This window comes from Nonomuraea maheshkhaliensis (genome assembly GCF_039529435.1).
Lineage (GTDB): Bacteria > Actinomycetota > Actinomycetes > Streptosporangiales > Streptosporangiaceae > Nonomuraea > Nonomuraea maheshkhaliensis.
Map to the genome: position 1 here is coordinate 31,181 of NZ_BAAAMU010000037.1, position 18,967 is coordinate 50,147.

Below are 18,967 nucleotides of genomic sequence, written 5' to 3' on the forward strand. Positions count from 1 at the left end.
GTGATCTCCTAACTCGTGGGCTGGAGCACGACCTCGGTGCTGCCGGTCAGCCCCGGCAGGTCGCCGGTGCCGGGGTCGGTGTAGGTGGCGACGAAGACGCCGGTCAGCTCGTCGTTCTCGGGGTCGTGGCCGCTCGGCACGGTGGTCTGGATCGAGCCCGTGCAGCCGCGTGCCGTGGTCTGCGGATGGCCGTGGTCGTCGTGACCGAGGATGTAGTTCACGGCCACGTTCGCGCAGTTCACCGGCTGGTCGTCGGTGACGCGTACCTCGAACTCGATCAGGTCGCCGAAGCGGAACGGCTGCCCCGCGACGGGACTGACCAGCTCGACGACCGGGACGGCGTTGCCGATGACGATCCGCACCGACGTGGAGGCGGACATGCCCGCGTCGTCGGTGACCTTGAGGGTGGCCTGGTAGAGGCCGTTCTCGCGGTAGGTGAACGACGCCGAGGGGCTGCGTGAGTCGATCCTGCCGTCGGCGTCGAAGTCCCACGCGTAGCGGAGCCGGTCGCCGTCGGGATCGCTGGTGCCGGTGCTGGTGAAGGCGACGGTCAGCGGGGCGAGCCCGCCCGTCACCGACGCCTGCGCCGCCGGGATCGGCGTGCGGTTGCCGGTGTGGCCGGTGAAGTCGATCCTGGCCAGTTGGGCGTCCGGGTTCTCGCTGAAGAAGCCGTCCCCGTACTCCAGCACGTAGAGCGCGCCGTCGGGGCCGAACTCCATGTCCATCGGGTTGTCGAAGACGATCGAGGGCAGCACGCTCTCGATCCGCTGTCCACGGTCGAACATCGCCTTGACGTAGTCGCGGGTCCACTCGTAGAAGAGCGGGACGCCGTCGTAGTACTTCGGCCAGGCCACGGCGCGGGGGCCGCGGGTGTCGGCCGGGTCGAAGTCGTACGCGGGCCCGCCCATCGGGCCGATGCCGCCGGTGCCCAGCGCGGGGAACTCCGCCGACGCCCCGTACGAGTACCAGACGTCCGGCTGCGTCACCGGCGGCAGCCGGCGCAGCCCGGTGTTGTGCGGCGACTCGTTCACCGGTGCCGCGCAGTCGAAGGTGGCCCCCGACGCGCCGGTGCCGAAGTCGTAGTCCACGTACGGCAGCCGCGCCGTCGCACAGTAAGGCCAGCCGTAGTTGCCCGCCCTGCGGATCGTGGTCCACTTGCCGGTGCCCGACGGGCCGCGCTGCGGGTTGGCCTGCTGCTGGTCGGGCGAGTAGTCGCCGACGTACAGCTCGCCGGTGCGGCGGTTGAGCTCGATGCGGAACGGGTTGCGCAGGCCCATCGCGTAGATCTCCGGCCTGGTGTTCTTCGTGCCCGGCCGGAACAGGTTGCCGTGCGGGATCGAGTAGGAGCCGTTGTCGCGGGGCTTGATGCGCAGGATCTTGCCGCGCAGGTCGTTGGTGTTGCCCGAGCTGCGCTGGGCGTCGAACGCCGGGTTGCGGTCGGCCCGCTCGTCGATCGGGGTGAAGCCGTCGGAGAAGAACGGGTTCGTGTCGTCTCCGGTGGACAGGTACAGGTTGCCCGCGGCGTCGAAGACGATGTCGCCACCGACGTGGCAGCAGATCCCGCGATCCACCGGCACGTCGAGAATCTGCTGCTCGGTACGCAGGTCGATGGTGCTGCCCGTCCAGCGGTACCGCGAGAGCCGGATCAGGCCCTTGAACGGCGCGAAGTCCTCCGGAGTCCCGGTGAACGGGGCGTCGCCCTCGTTGACGTCCGGGGTGGCCGGGTCGTCCACAGGGGTGTCGAGCGGTGGCGAGTAGTAGAGGTAGATCCAGTCGTCCTTCTTGGAGCCCTTGCCGAAGCCCGGGCCGAGCGCGATGCTCTGCAGGCCCTCCTCGTCGTGCTGGTAGACGTCGAGCCTGGCGGCGAGCGTGTTGAGCCCCGTCTTGGGGTCGTGTAACCAGACCTCGCCGGGCCTGGTCGTGTGCAACACCCTCGAATCGGGTAACACCGCCAGGTCCATCGGCTCACCGGGGTTGTCGTTGAGCGTCACCTTCTGGAACTGACTGTCGGGCGGCGGAGCCGCTGCGCCCGAGGGCGCGCCGGCGTCGGCGGCCAGTGCGGCCTGCGGCATGAGGATCGCCGCAGCAGTCAACGCCGCGATCGTGGTTCTCACTCGCATGCCTCTCTCCTTCGGTTTACTCGGGGGGATAAGAGAGGGCAAAGTAACGTGAATGTAACCCGAGTTTTGCCGATCGAGGAGGGCCTAATCGCCACGGATCGGGCATCTTTCGCGGATCATCGCCCTAAGTGCCGGCGCGAACGCGGATCGCCCCCTGCCCGCGGGCTGCGGACAGGGGGCGATCGAGGAGCGAGGGCGGCGGGCGGGCGGCGATCGTGGAGCGTGATCTGGCTTAGTTCTTCTTCTCCTGCATGGTGACGGTCACCGTGCTCTCCTTGCCGTTCCGCTGGTAGGTGATCTCGACCTGCTGGCCGACCTTGTAGCCGCGTACCTGGCCGACGACCGTGTCGCCGCCCTGGACCGGCGTCGCGCCGATCTTGGTGATCAGGTCGCCCTCCTTGAGCCCGGCCTTCTCGGCCGGGCTGCCCGCCGTGATCTGGCGGACGAGCGCGCCGGACACGTCCCCGGTGGCGTCGGTGACGCTGACGCCGAGGTACACGTGGCTCACCGTCCCCTTGCTGATGAGCTGCTCGGAGACGTGCTTGGCGGTGTTGACCGGGATGGCGAAGCCCAGGTTGACGCCGTCGGCGGCCACCGCGCTGTTGATGCCCACGAGTTCGCCCGCGGCGTTGACCAGGGCGCCGCCTGAGTTGCCCGGGTTGATCGCCGCGTCGGTCTGGATCATGCCGCCGAGCGTGGTCGTCTCCTCCTGGCCCTGCTGCCGGCCGCCCCAGCCCGGCGGGAGCTGCTGCTCGTTGGGGGCGTTGCCCGAGGTCACGGTGCGGTCGAGCGCGCTGACGATGCCCGACGTCACCGTCCCGTCCAGGCCCAGGGGGCTGCCGATGGCAAGCACGTCGTCACCCACCTTGAGCTGGTCGCTGTCGCCGAGCGCCACCTTGGCCAGCCCCGAGACGCCCTCGGCCTTGATCACGGCCAGGTCGGTGGCCGGGTCGGTGCCGAGCACGGTGGCCTTGGCCGTCTTCCCGTCGTTGAACTTCACGGTCAGGCCGGAGTTCTGCCCGGACACGACGTGGTTGTTGGTCAGGATCTGGCCGTCCTCCGACAGCACCACGCCCGAGCCCTCGCTCGTCTGCCCCTGGATCATCACCACGGACGGCTGCACCTGAGCCGCCACCTGCGCGACCGTGTACTGGTCGGACGCGGTGTGGAACACCGGGCTCGGGTTGGCCGGCGTGGCCGTCACCACCGCCGGGGCGCCCCCTCCGGCCAGGGACGCGCCCACCGCGCCGCCGCCCAGCGCCGCCGCCGACATCGCGGCGACGGCGGCCAGGGCGAGGCCGGCGATCGCCTTGCGGGTCAGCACGAAACCGGTCCTCGACGGCGCCGGCGGCATCGGCGGAGGCGGAGGCGGAGGCAACGGGCTCGTCGGCCGGGTGAACCCCCCGGCAGTGGGCGGCCTGTCACCGAACTGGCTCCAACCACCGGTGCGCGGCTCGTTCGCGTCCATGTCATCTCCTAGTGTCCCGAGGACACCAGGTTGCTCAACACGGCGTAAATCCCGGCTAAGCGGGCGATCTCCCGGCCGCTGCGGCCCTGACACCTGCCTTATCGCCCCTGGCAGCGCCGATGCGTCACCGCCGGAAAAATCTAGGGCGCGGTGTCGCAGTACGGCCCAGGCGGCACCCCCGGCGCCGTGAACGACAGGCACATCACGTCGCCGGGGACCAGCGGCGGGTAGGGCTCGTACCAGCCCTGGACATAGTCGTCCCCCGTGAAGTGCGTGAGGTTGCCGGTGACCGGCGTGCCGTTGACCGTGGCGTCCACCGCGAGCGTGACAGGCCGCGGCCTGATCGTGAAGGCGAAGCGGCCGTCGTCGAGGCCGGCGCACACCTGGGTCTCGGGCAGGCACACGGGCACGTCCGCGCGGGCGGGCGGGGCCGCGATGAGGAGGGCGAGCGGGACGGACAGTCCCAGGAGGAGGCGGGTGATCGGTTCGGCGTGGATGGCGCGCTCCCGTCGGTCGCGTGATCGTTCGCGGGTCTCGCGAAGCGATCTGACCCTAACCCGATCACCAGGTCAGGTCCACAGGTGAAGATCCCGGTCCGGCTCGCCGGGCACCGCCGGCCCCGAGGGCTCGGGCGAGCTCGCCGGGGACCGCCAGCCCCGTCTCGTACGCGACGATCACCGCCTGGATTCGGTCGCGCAGCCCGAGCTTGGTCAGCACGGGCAGCCGCTCCGAGGGCGGCGCGGCGGGCCTGGGCGCTCTTGAGGTGAAGTCGGCGATCAGCCGCGTGGTGACCGAGGGGGCGAGCAGCGACTCTCCGGCCGCGACCACCCGTACGGCGTGCACGAGGTCGTCCCCGCGCACGTCCTTGAGCGGGAACCCGGCGGGCGCCCGCCCGCAGCGCGTCGTAGACGTAGTCGTCCAGGTCGAACGTGGTCAGCATGAGCACCCGGCAGCCGCCGTCCGCGCACACGATCCTGGCCGCCTCGATGCCGTCCATGACGGGCATGCGAATGTCGAGCAGGAGCAGGTCGGGGCGGTGCTCGCGGACGGCGGCGACGCCGTCCCGTACGGCGACGGGCACGTGGTGAACACGACCGCGATCAGCGTCACCTCGACCTGGGCCTCGGGCGACCTGATCTCGACGGCCGCGGACCTGGAGAAGTTCGTCAAGGCGCTGTTCTCCGGCAAGGTGGTGCCGCCCGCCGAGCTGGAGCCGATGTTCACGGTGCCGGACGTCCAGGCCGCGTTCTCCTGATCGAGACAGCGCAAGCGCCCGGTGAGACAGCGGAAGCGGCCGAGACGCCAGAGGTGAGGGCGGACGCCCTCACCTCTTCCGGCGGATCCGCTCAGCGGCGGCGACGGCGCCTGCGCCGTGCGCGGCTGTAGCTTTCGTCGTCGCCGCCCCAGGGCGGCTCGTGGTACCGGAGCATGGGAAGTCGGAACGATGTGAGACCCAGATATCGCTGGATGGCCATGGTGTTCCCCCTCATGAAGCCCTTGAGGTTCGGCGCACCGGACGGCTGCGCGTCCGGCCACTACCGGACTGAGTCACGCTCTACCCGGAAACCCACCAGGCTATCCCGCTGACCTGCGTCTCGGCCTCTCCCCTACTTGACCGACAGCTTGCGCCGCTTGAACATCGGGTGCTTGGTCTCCCAGTAGCGCCATCCCTCGACGCGGGACGGCACGCTGGCGATGCCGGCGGCGACCTTGTTGCGCTCGCAGGTGCCGAGCACCGACCAGGCGGACCAGCCGACGCGGTAACCGAATACCCGGTACCACATGTTGCCGTACATGCCGTCGCTGATTTCCTTGGTGTATTCATGGCCGGAGAAGACCATGTGCCGCTCTTCCAGGTGCGGCAGCCCGAGCCGGCGCAAATGGTCGACAACGGTTTTGGTGTCGATGGTCTTGGAGAAGTCCTTCGACTTCTCGTTCTCCGTTTCGAGGAAGGCGGTGATTTCAGCCTCGCGCGTGACCGACACCGTCATGGAGCCGCCGGGGCCGTCGATGTAGCGGGTGCGGGGCAGGTAGAAGTTCCGCGGCGACATCTGGTGGATCCGGAAGAAGGTGCGCGGCCTGCAGTTTCTTCCGCCGTCGTCATCGTCGTCGTGGTAATCGACGAATCCCCTGTCACTGGTGCGGTGGTGGTGGTCGTCGTCCTTGGAGTCGGCGCTCGCCGCCGGTGCCATGGTGACCGCCAGTGTCGCCGCGAGAAGACCGCGCAGTGCGGGCTTCGCCATTTCTCTCAGTGGGGTGAACATTACCGTTCCTTTCCGCATGCGACCTATAGTCGCCAGACCGGTACGATGCTTACAGTTGCCGCGAGCGAGATGACAACGCCACGCCGATGTCGAATTTCCCGTATCCGGAAAAGAGCGGTGAAAAAGCGTCATCAATTGACGCCTATTCGGCAAAGAAAGCACAGACCCCGGGCAGCGATCCAGAAGTCACCCTCCGTGCTCGGGTGCTTTCGTACAGGTATGACGCCATATCCAAATGTGCATGCGTTGAGGCGAATGGATGACCCCGTACGTACCTCCCTACGGCAGATTCCGCGTTTCAGGAGGTACGTATGCACCGCAGAGTCGCCCTGCTCTCCACTTTCGTGCTCGCCCTGGCAGGTTCCCTCGTCCCCGCGGGCGCCGCCCAGGCCGATCCCAGCAGGCCCGTCACCTGGTCCGCCACGGATTCCTGGTCGGAGCGCAGGTCCGTCTCGCAGTACTGGACCCCGCGTCGCATGGTCGCCGCGCAACCGCTGGAGGCGCCCGCGCCCCGGCGTGGCGTCCGGTCGCGCACCCCGTCCCAGGGCAGACCGTGGGCGACCCGCGGCACCTCGGGCAGCGGCAACGGCAGGCTGCAGGCCGCGGTGGCCAACAGCCCCGGCCTGCAGTGGACCGACGGCGGCGCCGTCGTGCGCACCACCGGCCGGGTCTTCTTCACCACCGCCGACGGCCGCAACTCCTCCTGCTCCGGCTCGGCCGTGACCAGCGCGAACGAGAGCGTCGTGATCACGGCGGGACACTGTGTGAAGCTGAACGGCGCGGCGCACCGCAACTGGGCGTTCGTCCCGGCCTTCGACGACGGCCGGCGCCCGTTCGGCACCTGGGTGGCCAGCGAGATGTTCACCACGCCGCAGTGGAACGCGCGCGAGGACATCAACTTCGACGTGGCCGCGGTGGTGGTCGCGCCGCTGAACGGCCGCACGCTGACCGACGTCGTGGGCGGGCAGGGGGTGGCGTTCAACCAGCCGAGGCAGCGGCAGAACTTCGCGTTCGGCTATCCGGCGGCCGACCCGTTCGACGGCTCCGAGCTGATCTACTGCAGCGGGCGCGCGTTCAACGACACCGTCTCGACGAACGACCAGGGGCTGCGCTGCAACATGACCGGCGGGTCCAGCGGCGGGCCGTGGTTCCAGGGGTTCGACCCGGCGACCGGGCTCGGCTGGCTGAACTCGCTCAACAGCTTCACCTACAACTTCGCCCCGAACTTCATGTTCGGCCCGTTCTTCGGGAACGAGGCGATGGCCGTCTACCAGACGGCCCAGAACTCGCAGGCCACCTGAGCGGCTCGGGCCGCCCGAGAAACGGCCGGGAAGCGGTCGGGAAGCGGTCGGGAAACGGTCGGGAAACAGTGCCGGCCGGAAGCGGTTCGGGCCGGCTGGGAAGCGGTGCGGCATGATGGGCCTGGATCCCCCAGGAGGCCCGCCATGCCGCCCGTCGTGCCGCCCGTCGTGCCGCCCGCAGGATCGTCCGCCGGCGATCCGCTGCCGCTGCTCGAACGTCTCATCGCCGCGGACTCGGTCAATCCCGACCTCGCCCCCGGCGGCGCCGGCGAGTCGGCGGTGGCCGAGCTGTGCGCGGAGTGGCTGGGCGAGCGCGGTTTCGAGCTCCACCGGCTCGAACGAAGGCCCGGCCGCCCGTCTCTGGTGGCCGTGGCGCGCGGCACCGGGGGCGGGCGGTCGTTGATGCTCAACGGCCATCTGGACACGGTCGCCTACGGCACGTACGACGGCGACCCGCTCACCCCGCGCGTCCAGGACGGCCGGATCCACGGCCGCGGCGCCTTCGACATGAAGGGCGGTGTGGCCGCCATGATGGCCGCCGCCGCCCGCGCCACCGCGGCCGGCCCGCTGCGCGGCGACGTCATCGTGGCCTGTGTGGCCGACGAGGAGCACGCCAGCTTCGGCACCGAGGAGGTGCTGGAGAGGTTCACCGCGGACGCGGCGATCGTGACCGAGCCGAGCCTGCTGGAGGTGACGCTCGCGCACAAGGGGTTCGCCTGGTTCGAGATCGACGTCCTGGGCCTGGCCGCCCACGGCTCTCGCCCCGATCTGGGCGTGGACGCGATCGCCAAGGCCGGTCACTTCCTCGTCGCCCTGGAGGAGCTGGGCCTGCGCCTGGCCGCCTCGGGCGGGCACCGGCTGCTCGGGCCCGGCACCGTGCACGCCTCGCTCATCGAGGGCGGGGAAGGCCCTTCGACGTATCCGGCCCACTGCCGGATCACCGTGGAGCGGCGCACGGTTCCCGGTGAGAGCGCCGAGACCGTACGGGCCGAGCTGGCCGAGATCCTCGACCGGCTGGCCGCCACCGTCCCCGATTTCCGGTACGAGCTGCGCGGCGGCCTGCACCGCGATCCGTTCGAGGCCGATCAGGAATCCCCTATCGCGCGGGTGCTGCTGCGTCACGTGGAGCGGGCGCTGGGCCGACCGCCGGTGATCCGCGCGGAGCCGTTCTGGACCGACTGCGCCCTGCTGGCCCGCGCCGGGATCCCGTGCCTGCTCTTCGGGGTGGACGGCGGCGGCGCGCACGCCGACACGGAGTGGGCCGACATCGCCTCCGTCGAGCTGGTCACGGACGTGCTGGCGGCGACGATCGCCGAGTTCTGCGCCTGATCCACCCGCCCGGCTTCGCCTGCCGGCCGCCGCATGCCCGGACAAATTCGGGCATTGACGAAAAATCCTTACATGGTAGTTGTAGATCGAGTCGGAAAGCTTCAAACCCCTCGCTGAGATCGTCCAGAGCTCACCCAAGGAGGACGCGCCATGGCGCGAAGCACGGCCACCGACCCGCCCGCCGACTTACTCGGCCCCGTCCAAGGAGAGGTCTCCTGGTTCTGCTGCGGCACCGCCTGGGGCCCGTGCAGCAGCACCGGCAAGGGAGCCTGCGGCACCTGCAACTCCGGCAACCTCCAGCACGCCTGGCCCAACACCTCCGACGCCTGCTGGGCCATCACGCGCCCCGACAGCTGCGGCGTCGGCCTGTCCCGCCGTACGTGCGGGTTCCGCCACCGCATCACGGCCCTGTGCAGCGGCTCCAGCGTCGTCACCGCCATCGCCGACTGCGGCCCGCAGACCGACCTGTTCTGCGGCGAGCGCAGTTGCTGCGGCGCGACCTGCGCCAGCAACCGGCTGATCGACCTCACCCCCGCCGCCTACAGCCAGATCGCCAGCCTCTCCTCCGGCCTGCGGCCGGCCGAGATCTCGACGGCCTGAGGAGGCGGAGCAGATGCGCAGCAGAAGGGATGTGCTCAGGTCCGCCGTGCTCGGCGGAGGCGCCGGCGTCGTCGCCGCCACCGCGATGGGCTCGCTCGGGCCCGAGGCGGCGTTCGCCGCCACCGCGTCCGCGCCCGCGCAGAAGGTCGAGCCGGGCGCGCCCGACCCCGACTTCGCCGAGGGCCGGATCCGCTCGATCAAGGAGAACACGCTGCTCGTCCTGGGCTCGAACATGGTCTTCCACACCATCAGGGTCGTGGACGGCACGAGCCTGTGGAAGCTCGGACCGGTCGCGTTCGACCAGGCCAAGCCGGGAGACGGCCTGTACGCCAGGGGTGTGCGCATGCCGGACGGGATGCTGGCCGCCGAGTCGGTGTGGCTGAACATCGTCAACATCAAGGGCCACATCAAGAACATCACCGGACAGACCCTCCACCTCGACCACAACGGCCACGAAGTGCTGTGTCACGTCGTCGCCGGCAAGTCGGTGGCCATCCACTCCGAGTCGCCGCCCACCGAGGACCTGTCGATGCTGAAAGTGAGCCAGCACGTGCAGATCCTGGGCGCCTGGCGGCCGGACACGAACGAAGTGGACATCGCAACGGTCTTCTCCCCGCACTAGGAGGCAGTTCGTGAACGGGATCGCCGCGTCTCAGCCGTACGTGATCGCATTCTTCCTCCTCTGGGCAGGTCTGGTGAAGCTGCTCAGCCGGCGGATGCGGGCACAGGCCGGCCAGACCGCTCTGGCCCGGCTCACCGGCCCGGCGCGCGCGGTCCCGGTCCTGCGGCTCGTCGGACTGGCCGAGGTCGCCGTGGCCGCCGCCCTGCTGCTCCCCGCCCTCTTCTTCGGCGGGGCCGCCTCGCGGCTGCCGCTCGCCCGCTTCTTCGAAGGGGCGCCCGCGCAGCTCCCCGATGGGGCCGGCGCCGCGCTGTCGCCCGCGCATCTTCCCGGTGGGGTCGCCGCCGCGCTGCTGTCGGCCGGCTTTCTCGTCTATCTCGCCTACGCCCACGTCGCCGCGCCCGCCGCGTCGTGCGGCTGCCTGGGCACCCATGCCAAGCCCGTGGACGCGCGCTCCTTCGCCCGGGCGGGGCTGCTGCTGGCCGCCGCGCTGGTCACCGTGCTGTTCACGGCGGCGCCCGGCCTGCTCACGGCCGTCTCTCTGCCCGGCGGTCTGGCGGGCGTCGTGGTCTCGGCGGAGATCCTGGCCCTGCTGGCTCTGTCGTCGGAGCTGGATCGCTACTGGCTCGTCCCGCTGCGCCGCCTGCTGGTCCGCCTGCGCCGGCCGCTCGCCCTCACGCCCACCGGGAGCGTTCCGCTGGAGGCGTCGCTGCACCTGCTGCGCCGCAGCCCCGCCTACTGCTCGGCCTCGGCCCAGCTCACCTCGGACGTGCGCGACACGTGGGACGAGGACGGGTTGCGCTTCGTCGTCTACGGCGCCCGCGACCGCACGGCCGTCTTCGCCGTCCCCCTCGTCGGCGACGACCCGCACGCGGTCAAGGTCGCCCTGGTGAACGTCTGAAGCCCGGGACCTTAGTTGCCGCGGGAGGCCGCGTGGTTGCTGGCGATCAGCTCGTGGTGCCGGACGACCTCGGCGATGATGAAGTTCAGGAAGCGCTCGGCGAAGACAGGGTCGAGCTTCGACTCCTCGGCCAGGGCGCGCAGGCGGCGGATCTGGGCCGCCTCCCGATCGGGGTCGGCCGGGGGAAGCTGGTACTCGGCCTTGAGCCGGCCCACCTCCTGCGTGCACTTGAAGCGTTCGGCCAGCAGATGGACGAGCGCGGCGTCGAGGTTGTCGATGCTGTCGCGGAGCCGCTGCAGCTCCTTGCGAATGAAGGTGTCCTGTTCGGTCAGATCCTGAGAGGTTTTATCCACAAATATCCCCACATAGCGCAACATGACCCTAGAAGGGGAAATGTTACCCGCCGGCCATCAGGTCGGCGAAGGCCCGAGCCGCCGCCCCCGAGCTGAACAGCCGCTCCAGCCGCGCCCTGGCCAGCTCCCGCCGGAACGGCCCCGCCAGCGTCGCGTCACCGGACTCGTGGGTCATCTCGGTCAGCCAGCGCGAGAACTCCTGGGCGTTCCACACCTTTTTCAGGCACGTGGCCGAGTACGCCTCCAGCGGCCCGCCGTCCCCCTCGCGCAGCGCCGCCCGCAGCGCGTGGGCCAGGACGTCCGCGTCGGCGATGGCCAGGTTCATCCCCTTTCCGCCCATCGGGGTGATGATGTGGGCGGCGTCCCCGGCCAGGAAGAGGCGCCCGTACCGCATGGGGTCGACGACGAAGCTGCGCATGTCCACCACGGCCTTCTCCGTGATCGGCCCCTCGGGCAGTCCCGGGTCGCCGAGGCGCAGCCGTAACTGGGCCCAGATCCGGGCGTCGTCCCAGTCGCCGAGCGCGTCGCCGGGCGCGCACTCCAGGTAGAAGCGGCTGGCCTGCGGCCCTCTCGGGAAGTGGGCGGCGAAGCCCGCCGGGTGGATCGCGAACATCGGGTGCCGCGGCGGCGTCACGTCGGCCATCACGGTGAACCAGCCGATGCCGTGGTCGTAGGTGTACGTGGTCAGCGCCTGCTCCGGCACGCTCGCCCGGCTGACGCCGTGGTGGCCGTCGCAGCCGGCCACGTACGAGCAGGCGATCTCGCGTACGGTGCCGTCCTGCTCCCGGTAGGACACGACGGGGGCCTCACCCTCGACGCCGCGCGGCGTCACCTCGGCGGCGTCGAAGCGCAGGTCTCCCCCGCCCGCTTCGAAGGCCGCGATGAGCCGGCCGACGAAAACCTGCTGCGGGACGATCCGCCCCGATCTGCCGTCGGCCAGCGCGACCACGTCGAGGAAGCGCGGCTCGCCGTCCACCCTGATCTCCATCGTGGAGTCCCGGTGCGTGCCCGCGAGCACGCTCTCGGCCAGGCCCCAGTCCTCGAAGACGCGGGTCGCGGCGTGATCGAGCACGCCGGCGCGCTGCCGCCGTTCCACGTAGGACCGGCTCTGCCGCTCCAGCACCACACACGCGACGCCCGCCTGCCGCAGCAGATTGGCCAGGGTCAGGCCGGCCGGGCCGGCTCCGATGACGACGACCTCGGTGCTCTCCGGCATGCTCGGCCCTTCCGGCGATATCAGTGCTTGTCGTCCGGAATCCGACACCAGGATCGGCTGATCCGCAAGCCCTTCAGCTCCGGCCGTTCCCGCGGGTCTCGTAGTGCTGGGCGATCAGCGCCGCGGCGCAGCCCAACGTGGCCAGGCCGAACCCGACCCCGACGAACACGTTGACGTCGGCGATGGACGACACCGCGTTGCAGACCGCGAAGACGGCCAGCAGCAGCCAGAGCACGGGGCGGCGCACCCGGGAGAGTACGCCGGCGGGACGGGTCTCGGTGGTGTGGTCGGTCATCATGCGCTCCTCGGTCATCGTTGATACGTCGGTCGTCGGGGCGGTCGTCCCGGCAGTGATGGGGCCGGGCGTCGTGCCGTTCGTCATGCCGAGAACGCTACGGAGCGGCGCGGGCCGCGACGATCCCAGCAGCGGGACAGTCAGAGGTACAGCTAGCTGTACTTTTCGGCCGGCGATTGCCCGATGTCGCACCTCTTGTCCTAGGGTCTGTGCGGACGAAGGAGGTGCGGATGCAGGCCCAGGACCCGGCGGCAGGGCAGCGGCGGGCCCGTTCGTGGGACGTGTTCGCCCGCGCCCGCACCACCCTCGACGGGCTGGAACACCTGGTGGGCGGCATGGGCACCAGCGCCCTGGCGCTCGTCGCGCTGATCGGGCTGGCCGCCGTGCTGCCCTTCTGCCTCACGGGCGTGGGCCTGCGCCTGGTGCCGATCTCCCTGCGCGGGCTGCGTACGGTCGCCAACAGGGAGCGGGCCCGGCTGTCCCGCTGGGGTCCGGAGATCATCAACCCCGATCCGGTGCCCGCCGACTGGCGCGCGGCCGTCAGGCAGCCCGCCACCGGCCGCGAGCTGCTCTGGCTGGCCTGGCACGCCACGATGGGGCTGCTGCTGGGCGCGATCGGGCTGACGCTGCCGTTCCGGGCGGCGCTCGACCTGGTGTTCCCGCTCTACTGGCCGCTGCTCGGGCCGGAGGATCGGGCCGGCGCCATCCTGGAGATCTGGCCGGCCGAGGACCTGCCGAGCGCGCTCCTGGTGAGCCCGATGAGCCTGTTCTGGCTCGGGCTCGCGCTGGCCCTCATCCCGGGCATGGCCCGGCTGCAGGCGTGGCCCGGCCGCCGGCTGCTGGCCGCCGATCCGGGCACCGACCTGGCCCTGCGGGTGGCCCAGCTGACCGCCACCCGCGCCGCCGCGCTGGACGCGCACGCCGCGGAGCTGCGCCGGATCGAGCGTTCCCTGCACGACGGCACGCAGAACCGGATCGTGGCCGTCAACGTCCTGCTGGGCGCGGCCCGCCGCGCGGTGGAACGTGACCCGGCCTCCGCCGACGCCGTGCTCGAACGGGCCCAGGACGCCGCCGAGCAGGCGCTGGCCGAGTTGCGCGCGGTCGTGCGCAGCATCCTGCCTCCGGTGCTGGCCGATCGCAGCCTGGCCGACGCACTGAGCGGCCTGGCCGCGGCCAGCCCCGTGCCGTGCGAGGTCGACGCCGAGGTGCCGGGGCGTTGCCCGGTCTCCGTCGAGGCCACCGCCTACTTCGTGGTGGCCGAGGCCCTCACCAACATCGCCAAGCACAGCAAGGCGCGGCGCGCCACCGTGACCGTGCGGCGGACCGACGACCGGCTGCGCATCCAGATCGTGGACGACGGCCGCGGCGGGGCCGTCGAGGAGGGCGGCTCCGGGCTGGCCGGGATCCGCCGCCGGACCGAGGCGCTCGACGGCACCTTCACCCTGGCCAGCCCTGTGGGCGGGCCGACCACCATGAATGTGAGCCTTCCATGCGGATAGTGATCGCCGAGGACGACGCCCTGCTGCGCGAGGGGCTCGCGCTGCTGCTGCGCGCGGAAGGACTCGACGTGGTGGCCACCGCCCCCGACGCCGCCGGGTTCCTGGAGGCGGTGGACACGTACAAGCCGGACGTCGCCATCGTGGACGTACGCATGCCGCCGACCCACACCGACGAGGGCATCGTGGCGGCCGTCGAGGCCAGGCGGCGGCTGCCCGGGCTCGCCGTGCTCGTGCTGTCGGCCTACGTCGAGCAGGCGTTCGCCACCGACCTGCTCTCCCACGGCAGCTCCAGACTTGGCTACCTGCTCAAGGAGCGGGTCGGCCGGGTCGGGGAGTTCCTGACGGCGCTGCACCGGGTGGCCGACGGCGGCACCGCCATCGACCCCGAGGTGGTCGCGCAGTTGCTGACCCGCAGCCGCCCGGACAACCGGCTGGAACGGCTGAGCCCGCGTGAGCGCGACGTGCTCGCGCTGATGGCGGAGGGGCTCGGGAACGCGGCCATCGCGGAGCGGCTGTTCGTCACGGACGGCGCCGTGCACAAGCACATCCGCAGCATCTTCGCCAAGCTCGACCTCGCGCCGACCGACGGGACGGACCGGCGGGTGGCGGCCGTGCTGCAGTACCTCGAAAGCGCCTGACCACCGGCCACCGCACACCTCGAAAGCGCCTGAAGACGCCCGCCTCAAGCGCCCAGATCACGGACGACGTTGTCGAGCCGGATGGCCAGCCGGTCGAGCTCGTCCTCCGACGGCTCGCCCGCCGGCAACTGGGCGATCACCTCGTCGCGCCGCGCGATGACCAGGCCCCTGTGCGCCTCGTCCACGTCCGAGGCGGGCAGCACCACGCAGTCACCGCGGACGAACACCAGCGTGGCGTCAGGATGACGCGATTCGAGCAGCTCACGGACGCACTCTTTGTCGATCAGAGACATGGAAGACATCGGCTTTCCTCCCCCGGTCGGCCCCTCCACGCAGCCGCCTACCCCCGTACGCAACGCAAGAACCCCGGCCCTGCGGGACCTGCCTCCAGCAGGCGTTTGACCAGCTAAAACACCCTTCTGCGGCAACACGTGTCGTCCTCCGTCAATTACGGAGAGTGACCGTATGGTGAGGTCAGTGGCCCCAGATGGCCCCTCCGCAAGCGAGAGGATCGAAATGCCGCAGGAACCGAGAATCGACGTCGAGACCAGAGCCCACGGGATCGAGAGCAGCCTGTCCGCAGAGCAGGTCGAGCGGATCGCCGAAGCGCTCGGCCACCAGGGCGTCTGGTTCGCCGGCCCGCCGGAGCGCTCCGGCCAGGCCCGCCCGCCCGAGCAGGTCTGGGAGCTGGTCGGCGACAGCCCGCACCACGGCCGGCTGGCCACCGGCCGCGCCGCCGTGCACCTGGCCGAGGGGCACCAAGCGCTGACCAGGCCGCTGATCCTGGCCGACGGCTTCAACTACGGTCCGAGCGACCTGGACGAGCTGTGGCGCCACTTCAACAAGCCGTACGCGCCGGGCAGGCCCGGCTTCCTCGACCAGCTCAGCACGCTCGGCATCGACGTGATCCTGCTGGGCTTCGACCAGCGGCACATCGCCGTCCAGGCCAACGCCGCCGTCGCGGTCACCGCCGTGCAGCGCGCCATCGCCGAGCGCGTCGGCGACGCCCAGCTCGTCGTGGGCGGCGTCAGCATGGGCGGCCTGATCACCAGGTACGCGCTGGCCCGCATGGAGAACGAGCGCATCGACCACCAGACGGAGAAGTACTTCTCCTACGACAGCCCGCACCTCGGCGCCTGGATCCCGCTGGTGCTCCAGCAGCTGGCCTACCTGCACGAGGCGCTCGACCCGCGCTCCGACGGGCCGGGCCAGGCCGAGCTGATCCGCAGCCCCGCCGCGCAGCAGCTGCTGTGGGGCTGGGTCGAGAGCGCCGACTTCTCGGGCCCGGTGACGGACAACGCGCTGCGCCAGGAGTGGATCGAGGATCTGCGCAGGGTGGGCTGGTTCCCGATGCGCCCGTACAAGCTGGGCATGGCCAACGCCACCGGCAACGGCGTCGGCAACGGCCTGCCCGCCGGCACCCCGGTCTTCGACCTCAACCTCGAAGCGCTGCAGCTCGTCGCCCGTTTCCAGCCGGACATGGGCGAGCTGCAGAACATCGGCACCGTGCGCTTCGGCGCCCCGGTGTGGACGAGCGCCACCTCACACGTGCCGGCGTTCGACGGCGCGCCCGGCGGCACGCTCGACGCGTGGGGCCGGCTCGCCGACGCGATGGGGCTGACGATCGAGCCGCGCTTCCGCAGCAGCTGCTTCGTCCCCGCGGTCAGCGCGGTCGCCCTGGCCAGGGACCTTTACCAGTGGCCGTCCGAGCTGCACCTGGACCTCAGCGACCTGCCGAAGGACGAGACGCAGCTGGACGCGTTCTGCTGCGACACCGCCAACACCGAGCACAGCGCCGTGTCCAGGCCGCTGATCGAGTGGTTCCTTGAGCAGCTGGCCGGCTGGTAGAGCGAAGAAGGAGAGTGCCGGCTCGCCGCGCGAGCCGGCACTCGCCGTTCAGCGCACGCCCCGGTGCACGCACAGGAGCTGGTCGCGGGTGGCGTTCTTGTCGCGGTAGGCGATGACGGCCGGGCCCTCGGCGCTGTGGTGGTCGGGCAGCCGCTCGTCGGCGAGCCAGCCGGAGCCGTTGAAGCTGCTCCACCACAGGCTCTGGTCGGAGGCGCCGCGGTGCAGGCAGTAGAGCCGGTCCTTGTAGACGGTCAGGGCCGGGCCCTCTGAGGCGTGGTGCGCGGGCAGCTTCTGGTCGGCGCTCCACTTCCCTCCGTCCCAGCGGGTCCACCACAGCGCCGTGTCCCCGCCGGCGCCGCGGTGCACGCAGTAGAGGTGGCCGCGGTACGTGGCCAGCGCCGGGTTCGAGCGCGAGGCGTGGCCGGGCAGCCGCTGGTCCTGGCTCCACCGGGAGCCGTCCCAGCGGGTCCACCACAGCGACTCGTCCGCGCCCGTGCCCCTGTGCACGCAGAAGAGCTGCCCGTCGTACGTCGCCAGCGCCGGAGCCGTCCTGCTGAAGTGCTGCGGGAAGCGCTCGTCGTCGCTCCACCTCGCCCCGTCCCAGCGGGTCCACCACAGCGACTCGTCCGCACCGGCGCCCCTGTGCACGCAGAAGAGCTGCCCGTCGTACGCCGCCAGCGCGGGAGCCGCGGCGCTGAGGTGCCGGGGGAAGCGCTCGTCGTCGCTCCAGCCCTGCTCGGCGTCGTAGACCGTCCACCACAGGCTGGAGTCGCCCGCCTTGCCCCGGTGCGCCAGGAAGAGCCGGTCCTGGAACTGGGCCAGGGCAGGGCTCGACCCGCTGAAGTGGTCGACGAAGCGCTGGTCGCGACTCCATCCCTCGCCGGGCTCGTGCACCGCCCAGTACAGGCTGGTGTCACCGGCGGGCCTGCCGTCCTGGCGGGCCGGGACGAGCATGCCGGGCGCGGTCCACGGCGAGACGAGCCTGACCCCGTACGGGCGGGCGATGGAGGCGATCCAGTCGGATTTGGCCCGCACGGAGCGCTCGATGAGCGGGGCGAGCCAGGAACCGATCACGGCGCCCGCGGTCTCGCCGATGAGCTGCGGCAGCTCGGCGGCCAGCAGCGCGGCCGACTCGTTCAGGTGGATCTCGTAACCCCACCACCTGGTCACCGGCCAGACGTCGGCGCCCATCGTGCGCAGCTCGCGCTGGAGGCGCTGGACCCGCTCCCGCTCGTCGGGGGTGAGCGCGGCTATCTGCCGCTCGCTCTCCCGCCTGGCGTCGGCCGCCTGGCGGACGGGGGCGTCGTCGAGCAGCTCCGTCTCGACGGCCGCGTCGACGGCGGCGGAGGCCACCGGGTCGTCCTGGGAGTGCAGGAGAACGGCCTCACCATCGAGCGCCGACTCCTCGGCCGTGTGGGTTCTGACCTTGCCGGCCCGGGTCTCGTCAGTCATTTTCCAGCCCCCTGGAGTGATAGATGAGCGAACTTCGCCATCGTAACGTTGAGTAGTGGTTCGATTACTCTAGGAGCGTATTGTTCCGGGTAAAGCCCCGCAGGGCGGCCGGCCTGGGATGCGGCGGGCGCGGTTCACAGCCGATTACTAAGCGGCGTTCATCGAACGCTCATGCAAGGACGTCATCGTCACGACCATGCACACGTCCAGCGCGAACGTTTCGGCCGAGCCCGTGCGCCGGCCCGGTGGCGGCGCCGCCGACATCCTCGTCGTGGCCGGCGAGCCCGCACTGACGAAGCTCCGCTCCACGCTGGCCCGGCAGGAGTCGTGGCGGGTCCGCGGCGCGTACGACGGCGGCGCGGCCACCCGCGCGGCCCGGTGCGCCCGCCCCGACGCGGTCGTGCTCGACGCCACCATGCCCGGCGCGGCCGGCCTCCGGCTGCCCGGCGTGCCCGTCCTGTACCTGACCACGACGGACCGCCTGGACGAGGGGCTGGCCGGGCTGGGCGCGGGGGCCGGCGACTACGTGACGAAGCCGTTCCGCGTGGAGGAGGTCGTCGCCCGGCTGCACCGGCTGCTGCGCCGCGCGCGTGCGGCCCAGCGGGACGGCGCCGGGCTCGTGGTCGGGGACCTCACGCTGGACCAGCGCACCCGCCGGGCGCGGCGGGACGGCGAGGACATCCGGCTCTCGCCCACCGAGTACGAACTGCTGCGCCTGCTGATGCGCAACCCCGGCCGCGTGCTCAGCAAGGCGCACATCCTCGACCGCGTCTGGGCCTACGACTTCGGCGGCCGGGGCAACGTGGTCGAGCTGTACATCTCGTACCTGCGCAGGAAGATCGACGCCCGCCGCGCACCGATGATCCACACGGTGCACGGCGTCGGCTACGCCCTGCGCCCGGCCGCCGGGGGCAGGGGTGCCCGTCACGCCGGTCGGAGCGCGTAGGACAGCGCGCTCCCGGTCGGGCCGTTCAGGGGGATCGGGGCCAGGGGTTTCTGTCGGTGACCGCGTGGCCGGGGGTCCACCTGACGTAGTAGCCGACGCTCGCTCGCCGGGCTGCCCG

At 71.2% G+C, this 18,967-nt stretch carries 19 protein-coding genes and 1 pseudogene; 10 read left to right on the forward strand and 10 right to left on the reverse strand.

Translation table 11 applies throughout. The features are described 5' to 3' along the window. Positions 1 to 8: 8 nt before the first annotated feature. The 4 genes and pseudogenes from ABFX54_RS24675 to ABFX54_RS24690 form a co-directional block, all read right to left on the reverse strand. Positions 9 to 2,120 (reverse strand): PQQ-dependent sugar dehydrogenase, encoded by a 2,112-nt coding sequence (locus ABFX54_RS24675; protein ID WP_346108437.1) that lies wholly within the window; start codon positions 2,118 to 2,120, stop codon positions 9 to 11. 232 nt (positions 2,121 to 2,352) lie between these two features. Continuing rightward, the gene (locus ABFX54_RS24680; protein WP_346108439.1) at positions 2,353 to 3,444 is read right to left on the reverse strand and encodes a S1C family serine protease; all 1,092 of its coding nucleotides are present in this window, start codon (positions 3,442 to 3,444) and stop codon (positions 2,353 to 2,355) included. A gap of 284 nt (positions 3,445 to 3,728) precedes the next feature. Continuing rightward, positions 3,729 to 3,992 carry a hypothetical protein gene (locus ABFX54_RS24685; protein ID WP_346108441.1) on the reverse strand — a complete coding sequence of 88 codons (264 nt, stop codon included), beginning with the start codon at positions 3,990 to 3,992 and terminating at the stop codon, positions 3,729 to 3,731. A gap of 157 nt (positions 3,993 to 4,149) precedes the next feature. Then, positions 4,150 to 4,651, reverse strand: a pseudogene (locus ABFX54_RS24690) (response regulator); the annotation flags it as partial. Positions 4,652 to 4,669: 18 nt separating this feature from the next. Between ABFX54_RS24690 and ABFX54_RS24695 the strand changes: the two are divergent. After that, entirely contained in the window at positions 4,670 to 4,843 is a 174-nt protein-coding gene (locus ABFX54_RS24695) for a hypothetical protein (RefSeq protein WP_346108443.1), read from the forward strand. 352 nt (positions 4,844 to 5,195) lie between these two features. Here the strand turns inward: ABFX54_RS24695 and ABFX54_RS24700 are convergent, their stop codons facing one another. After that, positions 5,196 to 5,852: a hypothetical protein gene (locus ABFX54_RS24700; protein WP_346108445.1), complete on the reverse strand. Its 657-nt coding sequence runs from the start codon at positions 5,850 to 5,852 to the stop codon at positions 5,196 to 5,198. Positions 5,853 to 6,163: 311 nt separating this feature from the next. On the opposite strand from ABFX54_RS24700, the gene ABFX54_RS24705 reads away from it, so the two are divergent. The 5 genes from ABFX54_RS24705 to ABFX54_RS24725 all read left to right on the forward strand — a co-directional run bounded on the left by ABFX54_RS24705 (position 6,164) and on the right by ABFX54_RS24725 (position 10,602). Beyond that, complete coding sequence (locus ABFX54_RS24705; protein ID WP_346108446.1) at positions 6,164 to 7,153, forward strand: trypsin-like serine peptidase; 990 nt, start codon at positions 6,164 to 6,166, stop codon at positions 7,151 to 7,153. Between the two features lie 144 nt (positions 7,154 to 7,297). After that, complete coding sequence (locus ABFX54_RS24710; RefSeq protein ID WP_346108448.1) at positions 7,298 to 8,482, forward strand: M20/M25/M40 family metallo-hydrolase; 1,185 nt, start codon at positions 7,298 to 7,300, stop codon at positions 8,480 to 8,482. 150 nt (positions 8,483 to 8,632) lie between these two features. Further along, on the forward strand, positions 8,633 to 9,082 hold the full coding sequence (locus tag ABFX54_RS24715; protein ID WP_346108450.1) for an RlpA-like double-psi beta-barrel domain-containing protein: 450 nt from the start codon (positions 8,633 to 8,635) through the stop codon (positions 9,080 to 9,082). Between the two features lie 13 nt (positions 9,083 to 9,095). Next, entirely contained in the window at positions 9,096 to 9,704 is a 609-nt protein-coding gene (locus tag ABFX54_RS24720) for a cell wall protein (protein ID WP_346108452.1), read from the forward strand. A gap of 10 nt (positions 9,705 to 9,714) precedes the next feature. Further along, entirely contained in the window at positions 9,715 to 10,602 is an 888-nt protein-coding gene (locus tag ABFX54_RS24725) for a MauE/DoxX family redox-associated membrane protein (protein WP_346108454.1), read from the forward strand. A gap of 11 nt (positions 10,603 to 10,613) precedes the next feature. Here ABFX54_RS24725 and ABFX54_RS24730 read toward each other — a convergent pair whose 3' ends face one another. The 3 genes from ABFX54_RS24730 to ABFX54_RS24740 all read right to left on the reverse strand — a co-directional run bounded on the left by ABFX54_RS24730 (position 10,614) and on the right by ABFX54_RS24740 (position 12,553). Continuing rightward, positions 10,614 to 10,955, reverse strand: coding sequence for a chorismate mutase (locus tag ABFX54_RS24730; RefSeq protein WP_346108456.1), 342 nt, complete (start codon positions 10,953 to 10,955; stop codon positions 10,614 to 10,616). Positions 10,956 to 10,998: 43 nt separating this feature from the next. After that, positions 10,999 to 12,171, reverse strand: coding sequence for a 4-hydroxybenzoate 3-monooxygenase (locus tag ABFX54_RS24735; RefSeq protein WP_346108458.1), 1,173 nt, complete (start codon positions 12,169 to 12,171; stop codon positions 10,999 to 11,001). A gap of 73 nt (positions 12,172 to 12,244) precedes the next feature. Next, positions 12,245 to 12,553: a hypothetical protein gene (locus ABFX54_RS24740; protein WP_346108460.1), complete on the reverse strand. Its 309-nt coding sequence runs from the start codon at positions 12,551 to 12,553 to the stop codon at positions 12,245 to 12,247. A 143-nt stretch (positions 12,554 to 12,696) separates the two neighbouring features. Here ABFX54_RS24740 and ABFX54_RS24745 point away from each other — a divergent pair, with 143 nt between their 5' ends. Together ABFX54_RS24745 and ABFX54_RS24750 are read left to right on the forward strand one after the other, a co-directional pair. Further along, the gene (locus ABFX54_RS24745; RefSeq protein ID WP_346108462.1) at positions 12,697 to 13,965 is read left to right on the forward strand and encodes a sensor histidine kinase; all 1,269 of its coding nucleotides are present in this window, start codon (positions 12,697 to 12,699) and stop codon (positions 13,963 to 13,965) included. Then, positions 13,956 to 14,603, forward strand: a complete 648-nt coding sequence (locus ABFX54_RS24750) for a response regulator (RefSeq protein ID WP_346108464.1) — start codon at positions 13,956 to 13,958, stop codon at positions 14,601 to 14,603. The genes ABFX54_RS24745 and ABFX54_RS24750 overlap by 10 nt, the downstream gene beginning before the upstream one ends. 44 nt (positions 14,604 to 14,647) lie before the next feature. On the opposite strand, the gene ABFX54_RS24755 is transcribed toward ABFX54_RS24750, so the two are convergent. Further along, positions 14,648 to 14,905: a hypothetical protein gene (locus tag ABFX54_RS24755; protein ID WP_346108465.1), complete on the reverse strand. Its 258-nt coding sequence runs from the start codon at positions 14,903 to 14,905 to the stop codon at positions 14,648 to 14,650. Between the two features lie 214 nt (positions 14,906 to 15,119). Here ABFX54_RS24755 and ABFX54_RS24760 point away from each other — a divergent pair, with 214 nt between their 5' ends. Continuing rightward, a complete protein-coding gene (locus tag ABFX54_RS24760) occupies positions 15,120 to 16,451 on the forward strand; it encodes a hypothetical protein (RefSeq protein ID WP_346108467.1) in 1,332 nt (443 codons plus the stop codon). A 48-nt stretch (positions 16,452 to 16,499) separates the two neighbouring features. On the opposite strand, the gene ABFX54_RS24765 is transcribed toward ABFX54_RS24760, so the two are convergent. After that, a complete protein-coding gene (locus ABFX54_RS24765) occupies positions 16,500 to 17,903 on the reverse strand; it encodes a hypothetical protein (protein ID WP_346108469.1) in 1,404 nt (467 codons plus the stop codon). Between the two features lie 196 nt (positions 17,904 to 18,099). On the opposite strand from ABFX54_RS24765, the gene ABFX54_RS24770 reads away from it, so the two are divergent. Next, positions 18,100 to 18,849, forward strand: a complete 750-nt coding sequence (locus tag ABFX54_RS24770; protein WP_346108471.1) for a response regulator transcription factor — start codon at positions 18,100 to 18,102, stop codon at positions 18,847 to 18,849. Positions 18,850 to 18,967: the final 118 nt, after the last annotated feature.

What these genes read in the sequence shown, in the direction of transcription:
- ABFX54_RS24675 (WP_346108437.1), bottom strand. Translation starts at nt 2,120, where the DNA reads ATGCGAGTGAGAACCACGATCGCGGCGTTGACTGCTGCGGCGATCCTC.
- ABFX54_RS24700 (WP_346108445.1), bottom strand. Translation starts at nt 5,852, where the DNA reads ATGTTCACCCCACTGAGAGAAATGGCGAAGCCCGCACTGCGCGGTCTT.
- ABFX54_RS24705 (WP_346108446.1), top strand. Translation starts at nt 6,164, where the DNA reads ATGCACCGCAGAGTCGCCCTGCTCTCCACTTTCGTGCTCGCCCTGGCA.
- ABFX54_RS24710 (WP_346108448.1), top strand. Translation starts at nt 7,298, where the DNA reads ATGCCGCCCGTCGTGCCGCCCGTCGTGCCGCCCGCAGGATCGTCCGCC.
- ABFX54_RS24715 (WP_346108450.1), top strand. Translation starts at nt 8,633, where the DNA reads ATGGCGCGAAGCACGGCCACCGACCCGCCCGCCGACTTACTCGGCCCC.
- ABFX54_RS24720 (WP_346108452.1), top strand. Translation starts at nt 9,096, where the DNA reads ATGCGCAGCAGAAGGGATGTGCTCAGGTCCGCCGTGCTCGGCGGAGGC.
- ABFX54_RS24735 (WP_346108458.1), bottom strand. Translation starts at nt 12,171, where the DNA reads ATGCCGGAGAGCACCGAGGTCGTCGTCATCGGAGCCGGCCCGGCCGGC.
- ABFX54_RS24740 (WP_346108460.1), bottom strand. Translation starts at nt 12,553, where the DNA reads ATGACGAACGGCACGACGCCCGGCCCCATCACTGCCGGGACGACCGCC.
- ABFX54_RS24745 (WP_346108462.1), top strand. Translation starts at nt 12,697, where the DNA reads ATGCAGGCCCAGGACCCGGCGGCAGGGCAGCGGCGGGCCCGTTCGTGG.
- ABFX54_RS24750 (WP_346108464.1), top strand. Translation starts at nt 13,956, where the DNA reads ATGCGGATAGTGATCGCCGAGGACGACGCCCTGCTGCGCGAGGGGCTC.
- ABFX54_RS24755 (WP_346108465.1), bottom strand. Translation starts at nt 14,905, where the DNA reads ATGTCTTCCATGTCTCTGATCGACAAAGAGTGCGTCCGTGAGCTGCTC.
- ABFX54_RS24760 (WP_346108467.1), top strand. Translation starts at nt 15,120, where the DNA reads ATGCCGCAGGAACCGAGAATCGACGTCGAGACCAGAGCCCACGGGATC.
- ABFX54_RS24765 (WP_346108469.1), bottom strand. Translation starts at nt 17,903, where the DNA reads ATGACTGACGAGACCCGGGCCGGCAAGGTCAGAACCCACACGGCCGAG.
- ABFX54_RS24770 (WP_346108471.1), top strand. Translation starts at nt 18,100, where the DNA reads ATGCACACGTCCAGCGCGAACGTTTCGGCCGAGCCCGTGCGCCGGCCC.